Origin of the sequence: Iodobacter sp., assembly GCF_025352645.1 — a bacterium.
GTDB lineage: Bacteria > Pseudomonadota > Gammaproteobacteria > Burkholderiales > Chitinibacteraceae > Iodobacter.
Genome location: NZ_JANXSO010000168.1, coordinates 1 through 8,847 on the forward strand (window position 1 = coordinate 1; position 8,847 = coordinate 8,847).

Consider the following 8,847-nt stretch of genomic DNA (forward strand, 5'->3'; position numbering starts at 1 on the left):
GGTGGCGTAATGCGACCCGGAACTGGAGCTGGCAAAACGAAGTGCAACTCAACCCGGACCGAGTCATTGAACCTAAAACAAGCGAGGAATTACAAGCAGCTTAAATCGTAAAAACATCTCAACTACTTTGACAATCACCGCCTCTTTGCTGCACTAAGTGTTGGCTAAGGCGCTGTACGCTGGGGGCGCAGAGCATCACAATGGTAAACGCTGCAGGCCAAGCCATGATAAAAGCCCGTGACCAATGCTGTAAAAACTGTGCATTTAGCCCTGCAACAATCCAAGTGACCCAGCCACTCATCACCGCAGACATCAGTAGAGACATCAAAAATGAGAACACCCAGCGTAGTTTTTGTGTATCTGACATGATGAATCCTGCTTGATTTAAGATTGGATAAGCATAGCAAAAGCATCTAAATGAAAATACAATCAATAAATCAAACTTAAATTCCATAAATGAAATCATGCTCGATGATCTAGCCTTATTTGTTGCCGTGGTTGAGGCGGGTAGCTTAAGTGCTGCCGCGCAAAAGATGAGCTTGCCAGCGGCAACGCTGACACGGCGTTTGCAAAAGTTAGAGCAGCAGTTAGGCTGCCGCTTACTCAGCCGCAGTGCACGGCGTATGCAAGTTACTAGTGAAGGGCGGCAATATTACGAGCAGTGCCGCCCCTTATTGCAAGCATTGCAGCAGGCTACGCAAGCTTTAGATATTACTCAGCATAGTGTGGCGGGTTTAATTCGGGTATTGGCTCCCATTACTTTAGCTAATGGTCTGTTTAAAAATTGTTGGGCCAGTTTTATGCAAAAGTTTCCTGAAGTGCAATTGGAGCTTAAGCTAAGCAATTTGCAGGAAGATTTACTGGATAGTGGGGCAGATTTAGCCATTAGGGCGGGTGTGCAGCAAGATTCCAGCTTTAATCAACGCCGCTTGGGAGAGGTGCATTGGGTCATGGTGGCGGCTAGTGAGTACTTAAAGCAATATGGCCAGCCCCAAAAGCCAGAAGAGTTATCTAATCATCACTTGATTGTTGCCGAGCCTATGGTGCGTTGGCATTTGCGTCATAAGAAAAGTGATGAGGCTTTTGTATTGCAAGCACAGGCTAAATTTAGGGTGAATGAATTATTTCTTGCCGTACATATGGCAAAAGAAGGAGTAGGGATTACCTATTGCCCAGTATCTCTTTGCTGTGATGAATTAATCACTGGAGAGTTACAAGAGGTATTGCCGAGTTGGCAAGCTGATTCAAGAACTATTTATGCCGTTTGGCCCCAGCAGCGCTATTTACCTGCAAGGGTACGCGCTTTATTAGAGCATTTATTAGCGTTTGCCGCATCAGAGCCACTGCTTAATGGCTCTGATGCAACTTAGTTTATCAAATAGTTAGTTATGATCTGTTAATGCGATATTGTTTTCTTGGCACCAAGTCTTAATAGCGGCTTCGGTGCTCTTTTTTTCAAATACATACCAAGCCGTTAATAAATGCTGGCGGTCTGCCCAGTCTTTAAAACGCCCCATCGCCCCAGCGTGCCTAAACATTGAATGTACTTCATTAAAAGAATCAGGAGCAAATTTATCAGCAAAGGCTAGGGAGCGTTTGGAATTCAAATCTAAATCACGCTTACTTGGAAAGAAAATGCAGTAGTTAGTATCACCAGATCATCCGGTAGTTTGATGTTTTCAATATGATCTCAAAATTCTGATCGAATAAAAATCTGACTACTGACTATATGAATAAACACATTGCTGCTTTTATTTGGATCGGCGCTGATAAAATGAATGGCATTAATAATATCGCCTAATTTTTATGGTATTTTGTTACCCATTTGTTTTTATTGTTCGTGTGGATTGATTCCTTAAGATGATATTTTAGATTGGCTTAATATGTTTTTTAGTATATATAAATATTTAATATTTATACTGTGTAATCGTATTTTATTGAAATTAATATCAGTATTTTTATGCAGGTGTTGCAGGTAAATTTATATGTTTAGTTGACTATGCACTGTGGCAATCCTTGCGATGGCGCTGCTTACTTGGTGCGTTAAATAAATGTATTTTGATGTTTAGTTGGTCTATTTTTTAGCTGAGCTAACTAGGCCATTTTTAATTTTGAAATCTGTTTCAATATTATTGTATGTGCCGTTAGATTTTATACTTTTCATTCCTTTTTCAAAAATGTCCGCCATCCGCTGACCATCTTTGTGTGTTTTTGAAAAATTTAAATAAAAGACGCTATTTTCTACTAAACCAACAATTTTAATTTTACCTTTGTAGCTGCGGTTACCATTTATTAATAATGTGCCAGGCGTGGTGTTGATAACAGCGTATTGAATTCGTTTTAAAATAAGTTTTTTTAATTGAGTGTCGTCAAATGGAGAGCTATCTTTAATGATTTTTTTATTGTCCATTAATATATTTGGATAGGAATAGCCATGAGTTAGCCCAACTGTTTTGCCTTCTAAACTAGGCACTGTGAGGTTTTTTTCAGTAGATTCACTTAAAGCAAAAATAGATAAGCCTTCTTCAAATAAGGGCGTTTTGTGCCAGATAAATTTATTCTTATTGCCTTCCGTAATTGAGGTGTCAAAGCAGGCCACTACTTTGCCGTGCTCCACCTCACTTAAACAGCGGGCAAAAGGCACGGCATTAAATTCCACCTCTACACCTTGGCTATTAAATGCGGCTTTCACCAGCGTGGGCGAAAGCCCCTCAACGCCGTGCTTATCTGCACGCATGGAGGAAAAGGGGGCCCAATCGTCTTCGGCATTGATAATGACCGTTTCTGCATAAAGATAGCTGGTGAATAAAGCACTGGCCAAGCAGGCTGTGTAAGATAAACGCATTGCTGCATCCTTTCAATCAAAGCATCATGCCAAAATATAGATCATGATTGTAAGTTGCACCGCAGCGTTTACGTTGCCATACCGTCCATTGGGTGGGTTAAACCAACGCTAGGTTATTTTCCCTTAGCCCTGTTTGCAAGCGCCATAGCGCGGCGTAATTGCCTTCTTGCGCCAGCAATCCCTCGTGCGTCCCCGCTTCAACAATTTCGCCTTGCTCCATGACATAAATACAATGGGCATTGCGCACAGTAGATAGGCGGTGAGCCACGACCAAGGTGGTGCGGCCTTTGGCGATCTGATCTAGGGATCTTTGAATGGCGGCTTCAGTTTCGTTATCAACCGCGCTGGTGGCTTCGTCCAGCACCAAAATCCTAGGGTTTTTATAGATGGCGCGCGCTAAGGCTAGGCGCTGACGCTGCCCACCCGATAATTTTTGCCCGCGCTCGCCAATTTGCGTGTCGTAGCCTTGGGGTAAACGCTCGATAAATTCATGTGCTTCGGCGGCACGCGCTGCGGCCATCACGGCCGTGATATCCGCCGTTTGCTGGCCGTAGGCAATGTTTTGAGCAATGCTGGCATCGCTTAAAAACACATCTTGACCTACATAGCCAATAGCGCGGCGTAAATCGAGCAGGGCGATATCCTTGCTTTCAATGCCATCAATCTTAATACTGCCTTGCTGGCTTTCATAAAAGCGCAGTAATAGCTTGAGTAGCGTGCTCTTGCCCGAGCCCGTTGCACCAACAAAAGCCACGGTTTGCCCTGCGGCAATATGCAGGGAGATATCTTTTAGAACGGGCTGCTCGCCGTAGCTAAAGCTGACGTGTTCAAAGCTGAGCGCTCCCTTGATCTGCCCTAATGGCTGGCCTTCATAGTGGATATGTATAGGGGTATCGAGCAGATCCAATACCCGCTCGATGGCGGTCATGGAGCGTTGATAAAGATCGGCGATATCCGCAAGGCCGGTCAGTGGCCAGAGCAGGCGCTGGGTCAGAAACACCAATACTGAATAGCTACCTACGCCAATTTTGCCGTTCAGTGCTAGATAACCACCGTAAACCAGGGTGACCACAAAGCCGGATAAAATCGCCATGCGGATTATGGGAATAATCGCCGCAGAGAGTTGAATTGCGCTGCGGTTGCTTTGCCGATAATGGTTGCTGGCATCCGAGATATGGCTGGCTTCAAAGTTTTCGGCAGTAAAGGCTTTAATGGTGGCAATGCCGAGTAAATTATTATTTAGTCTGCCAGAAATCACCCCAGCGGCTTCACGCACAGTGGCGTAGCGCGGGGCAATGCGGTGTTGGAACCAAAATGTGCCAAGTAAAATCAGTGGCACAGGGGCAAGGGCGATAAGGGCGAGCTGCGGCGCAATATAAAAGAATACTGCACTTACCATCACCGTGGAGCAAAGCACTTGAATAATGCTGTTGGCCCCGCCATTTAAAAAGCGCTCCATCTGATTAATATCGTCATTTAAAATTGCCATCAGCTTGCCGGTACTTTTGTTTTCAAAGTAAGACAATGGCAGCTTTTGCACATGGCGATAGGCGTCTAAACGCAGGTCATGCTGTAAATTTTGGGCAAGATTACGCCAGCGAATTTGGAATAGATATTCAAATAAAGATTCACCGCCCCATACCAGCGCAGTAATAACGCCAAGGTAGAGCAGCTGGTGAAAGCTATCGCTAACCCCTAGCTTGGCTAAAAAAGAGGCCTCGCGGTTGACTACCACATCTACGGCAACGCCAATCAATACCTCAGGAAGGATGTCGAAAAACTTATTAATGATCGAGAATAAACTCGCCCAATAAGCATCACGGCGATAAACCCCCGCGTACTGAAATAAACGTCGTAGTGATGACATGGCTTAAGCCCTGTGTAAATAGATGGTTAATGCTAAATCAATATCAATCAGCTGTGTGTAAAGGATTGTTTGGCTCGCTACGCTTTAGCCTAGATATTTTACAGGGGGGGGGGGGCGATGCTTTATAGGGCGCTTACAATTTAAGATTAGCGACTGAATTTTTTTCTTGATTTGGTCGTTGTTCCAGCATTACTTGGGTCACTGATTGAGTCTTGGCCGGTTTCTACTCGGCCAGTAAAGCGCCGTACAAAACCTTGGTTACCGCTTACGCTAAAGTCGTACCACTGATAGCTCTCAAATAAGCTCCATTCATGCACTACCGTTTGGCCAGCCGCAATTTTTAGCTGCCAAGGCCCGTCGTTACGATAGTCATTGGCACGAATCGTTAAGCTCGCTTCCTTTTTGCCGGTATTTTGTAATTGTAAATAAATTTCACCGCTTGCCGCAGCGTAATGAATACGCGTTTCTACCTTACATTCTGAATGCGCATGCCCCTGAAAATGCCGATGAAAGCCATTGGGCCCCAGTACCCATAAGTCATAGCGGCCTTGAACTTGGTGGTGGTTCCATGTGTCGGATAAGGTTTTTCCTGGCTCAACGGTATAACGGCGCGGCTCATTGTCTAGATTAAGTGGCTCATAAACGTGGAAGACTGCACCGGCTTTTCCGCTATTACTAAAAATTAGCTCCAATTGTTTGTCGTGTACTTGGGCGTTGCAATGCAGCTCATAGGGCAGCGCGCGTGAAGGGCGTATGCCTTGTTCTTGTTGTGGGTGTACTGGGATGAGTGGGGCGCTGGGGCAGGGTAATTTGCTTTGTTTGCTGACGATAGCGTCGGCTTGGCTGGTGTTGGGTAGCGGCGCGTGTGTTAAGTCATTGGGGGCGGCAAAATTAAATGCAGAGCATAAATCGCCGCATACGGCTCGTCGCCAAGGGCTGATGTTGGGCTCAAATACCCCAAAGCGTTTTTCTAGAAATTGAATCACCGAGGTGTGATCAAACACTTCCGAGTTGACCCAGCCGCCCTTGCTCCAAGGAGAAATAACATACATGGGTACACGTGGGCCAAGTCCATAAACTTGACCATTGCTATGGTATTCAAGTGCTGTATCAACGGTGGATTTACCCGCGTAGCGACCATCGGCGTATTTATTGGGAGGGGTTGGTGGAGGGACGTGATCAAAAAAGCCATCATTTTCATCAAACATCACCAATAAAACAGTTTTACTCCATGTCTCTGGATGAGCGGTGAGCGCATTTAGCACGCGTTGAGTGTAATCCGCACCTTGAATGGGGCTAGAAGGGGCGGGGTGTTCAGAATCTTTGGCTGGGGCAATCAGCCATGAAATTTGGGGCAAGCTGCCCGCAGCAGCATGGCTGGCAAATTGCGCCATGCTCCAAGTTGACATCGCTTGCTGCTTGAGCGCACTACCGTCCGCGGCGTGGCGAAAATGGGCAAAGCCATCGAGGGAGTTGTTATTGAAATTATCTTCGATATTTTGGTAAATCCGCCAGCTGACACCGGCTTTTTGCAAGCGCTCTGGATAGCTAGTCCATGAATACTTGGGAGGTAAGCTTTTATCCGAGCCACTATTATTAATCGCTGGCCCGCCGTGTTTTCCGCTGGGATCAATCATTCCCGTCCATAGATAGAGCCGGTTTGGATGCGTCCCACCCATAAACGAGCAATGGTAAGCATCACAAAGGGTAAATGCATTGGCGAGTGCAAATTGAAACGGAATGTCTGCTTGGCGGTAATAACCCATTGAAAATTGCGTTTTATATTTAGGCCATTCCCCCATTTTGCCACCCGCCCATGCAGAATGTGCATCGGGCATGGTATGCGGGGAGCTGGGCACGCGCTGAGCGCTAGTGAGCTGGGTGTTGAGATGATAAGGCGGAATAATTTTAGCGCTGGCATCTTTTTGATTCCAGACTAATTGATTGCCTTGAATAGGAATCGCCAGTTTATCCCCAAAGCCGCGAACGCCATGCAGGCTGCCAAAATAATGATCAAAGCTGCGGTTTTCCTGCATCAAGATAACGATGTGTTGTACATCATTAATGGTGCCGGTTGGGCTGTGAGCAGGAATCGCCAGTGCTTTAGTGATGCAGGCAGGAACCATTGCCAGCGCGGCAGTGCTCCCCGCTGTTTTTGCAGATAGGCTTAAAAAATGTCTACGATTAATTAATGTCATATTAATGCGGTGGCATAAAGGTTTACTAGCGCCGTTGATAGGCTAAGGGCAAGCAGCCTGTCGAATTTATGGCAGGTTTACAGCAAATAAACCCTTGTACTAATAAGCAGGCATGCATGTCCTTCACCGAATATGGGCTAGCACATTCATTGTAGAATCTTGCTATTAGCTCTAATCAGCTGCTTATTTAAAAATAAGTAGCTGATTAGAGCTACTGGCGATATCAATGATTTGGTAGCTGCTAGGGTCTGCATTTGCATCAATCAAACTATCTATTGTTTTACCTGTTAGAGAGCTTTGATTAAATAATTCTTCTGCACCCTTGTTTGCAAAGGTAATCAGGCCTTTTTCAATTAAGAAAAAGCGTGCAGGTAGGGCATCTGCCACATCGCGGACTAAATGTTGGAAATGCTCCATCGCGGCTTCGGTGCTTTTTAAGTGCGAAATATCCATCGCAATGGATAAAATATAAGTGTTTTCATCGCGCACAATCGGTAGCTTGGTGATATCAAACCAATGCAATTGATTATCTGGCATGATCCATGAATCTAAATGGCGTATGGTTTCGCCATTTTCTAGCACGTCTTTATCACCCAGCGTAAATGGCTGTGGCGAATCAACTAAGCCCATATGCGATTGCACTAATAATTCATGCCCTAACTGCGTTTGGGTGGCGCGGTTTACTAATAAGAAGCGACCATGCTTATCGCGTACAAAAATTAAATTAGGGCTGGAATCAATAATTTGATGCACAAAAAGTTGTTGATTCAGCAGCGCTTGCTCGGTGTCTTTGACATGGGTGATATCACGAATCATCGCCAAGCATTCGCGGGATGATTGTGGCAATAAGCGTGCTTCAAAATAACGTTTAACCTGATCGCTGCCGCTTAGTTGATATTCAAATGCCTGAGTGCATTGTGTGCTTTGCACTGAAATTAGCGCTTCTAGATACTGACGTGAAATGCGGGCCGGAAAGAGTACGGATATTTTTTTGTTTTCTTCCGTAGCCAAAGGATGGATATCGGCAAAAACGTTGTTTAAGGGGCTGACGCTGCGGCTGGCAAAGTTAATCTTCCAGATCAGATCGGGCAAACAATAGGCAATATCATCTAGTGCACCAGTTTCTGTGTTTGGATTGTTTGAAGAGGCTTTATGCTTTTTGCGTAAGGCAAGAGCAATCGCACAAGCAGCAAACCATGCTTCAAGCAGGTAGGCGGTTGGGCTTAGCTGTTCAGCTAAAATCAATAAGAGCAACGCCACAACGCCTGCGGCAAGTGCAAGAGAAATCATGCGTGTAGATATGCGTGAGGCCATGGCAAGGGGAGAATTCATAAATGGTTACCACCTTGCTAAGAGGCTGCCAGTTTAGCGGTTGCATCTCTTCTTTGCGATGCCTTAAGCCGAAAAAACAAAAAAATAGTGGTTGTGCAACAACAAATAGATGAATGGTCTTGGGATTTAGTCGGCTTTCTAGAATGTTTTTGGGATGCTTGATGCGGAATTGAGATAAGACAGAAGGGAGTGGTGGGTGATGACGGGGTCGAACCGCCGACATTCTGCGTGTAAGGCAGACGCTCTACCAACTGAGCTAATCACCCATCTGTGAAACATTTAGTACGCTGAAAGAGATCAAACGTACAAGGAGACAACTCTAGCAACTGAGCTACGTCACCCATCTGTGAAACAGTAAATCTATAAAACATTTAAAACAAACCAGTTATGAGTTGGCGGAGCGGACGGGACTCGAACCCGCGACCCCCGGCGTGACAGGCCGGTATTCTAACCAACTGAACTACCACTCCTCAGTTGCATAACTAATTCTTACTACAACACTTATTGCTAAGTGGTGGGTGATGACGGGGTCGAACCGCCGACATTCTGCGTGTAAGGCAGACGCTCTACCAACTGAGCTAATCACCCATCTATAAAACATTTAA

The 8,847-nt window shown here is 45.4% G+C and carries 7 protein-coding genes and 3 tRNA genes; 1 reads left to right on the forward strand and 9 read right to left on the reverse strand.

Annotation, left to right across the window (positions count from 1 at the left end):
* Nucleotides 1–118 precede the first annotated feature (118 nt).
* Entirely contained in the window at nucleotides 119–367 is a 249-nt protein-coding gene (locus Q0R17_RS18455; protein WP_293937765.1) for a DUF2798 domain-containing protein, read from the reverse strand.
* Nucleotides 368–464: 97 nt separating this feature from the next.
* On the opposite strand from Q0R17_RS18455, the gene Q0R17_RS18460 reads away from it, so the two are divergent.
* Nucleotides 465–1,370: a LysR family transcriptional regulator gene (locus tag Q0R17_RS18460; protein WP_293937767.1), complete on the forward strand. Its 906-nt coding sequence runs from the start codon at nucleotides 465–467 to the stop codon at nucleotides 1,368–1,370.
* A gap of 12 nt (nucleotides 1,371–1,382) precedes the next feature.
* Here Q0R17_RS18460 and Q0R17_RS18465 read toward each other — a convergent pair whose 3' ends face one another.
* The 8 genes from Q0R17_RS18465 to Q0R17_RS18500 form a co-directional block, all read right to left on the reverse strand.
* Nucleotides 1,383–1,607, reverse strand: a complete 225-nt coding sequence (locus Q0R17_RS18465) for a hypothetical protein (RefSeq protein WP_293937769.1) — start codon at nucleotides 1,605–1,607, stop codon at nucleotides 1,383–1,385.
* 467 nt (nucleotides 1,608–2,074) lie between these two features.
* On the reverse strand, nucleotides 2,075–2,821 hold the full coding sequence (locus Q0R17_RS18470) for an ABC transporter substrate-binding protein (RefSeq protein WP_293937771.1): 747 nt from the start codon (nucleotides 2,819–2,821) through the stop codon (nucleotides 2,075–2,077).
* Nucleotides 2,822–2,942: 121 nt separating this feature from the next.
* A complete protein-coding gene (locus tag Q0R17_RS18475) occupies nucleotides 2,943–4,712 on the reverse strand; it encodes an ABC transporter ATP-binding protein (RefSeq protein WP_293937772.1) in 1,770 nt (589 codons plus the stop codon).
* A gap of 146 nt (nucleotides 4,713–4,858) precedes the next feature.
* The gene (locus Q0R17_RS18480) at nucleotides 4,859–6,910 is read right to left on the reverse strand and encodes a phosphocholine-specific phospholipase C (RefSeq protein ID WP_293937774.1); all 2,052 of its coding nucleotides are present in this window, start codon (nucleotides 6,908–6,910) and stop codon (nucleotides 4,859–4,861) included.
* A 183-nt stretch (nucleotides 6,911–7,093) separates the two neighbouring features.
* Nucleotides 7,094–8,242, reverse strand: a complete 1,149-nt coding sequence (locus Q0R17_RS18485; protein ID WP_293937776.1) for a PAS domain-containing protein — start codon at nucleotides 8,240–8,242, stop codon at nucleotides 7,094–7,096.
* Between the two features lie 190 nt (nucleotides 8,243–8,432).
* A tRNA-Val gene (locus Q0R17_RS18490) sits at nucleotides 8,433–8,508 on the reverse strand.
* A 127-nt stretch (nucleotides 8,509–8,635) separates the two neighbouring features.
* Nucleotides 8,636–8,712, reverse strand: a tRNA-Asp gene (locus tag Q0R17_RS18495).
* A gap of 42 nt (nucleotides 8,713–8,754) precedes the next feature.
* Nucleotides 8,755–8,830: transfer RNA gene (locus Q0R17_RS18500), tRNA-Val, on the reverse strand.
* Between the last annotated feature and the right edge of the window lie 17 nt (nucleotides 8,831–8,847).

What these genes read in the sequence shown, in the direction of transcription:
- Q0R17_RS18455 (WP_293937765.1), bottom strand. Translation starts at nt 367, where the DNA reads ATGTCAGATACACAAAAACTACGCTGGGTGTTCTCATTTTTGATGTCT.
- Q0R17_RS18460 (WP_293937767.1), top strand. Translation starts at nt 465, where the DNA reads ATGCTCGATGATCTAGCCTTATTTGTTGCCGTGGTTGAGGCGGGTAGC.
- Q0R17_RS18475 (WP_293937772.1), bottom strand. Translation starts at nt 4,712, where the DNA reads ATGTCATCACTACGACGTTTATTTCAGTACGCGGGGGTTTATCGCCGT.
- Q0R17_RS18480 (WP_293937774.1), bottom strand. Translation starts at nt 6,910, where the DNA reads ATGACATTAATTAATCGTAGACATTTTTTAAGCCTATCTGCAAAAACA.
- Q0R17_RS18485 (WP_293937776.1), bottom strand. Translation starts at nt 8,242, where the DNA reads ATGAATTCTCCCCTTGCCATGGCCTCACGCATATCTACACGCATGATT.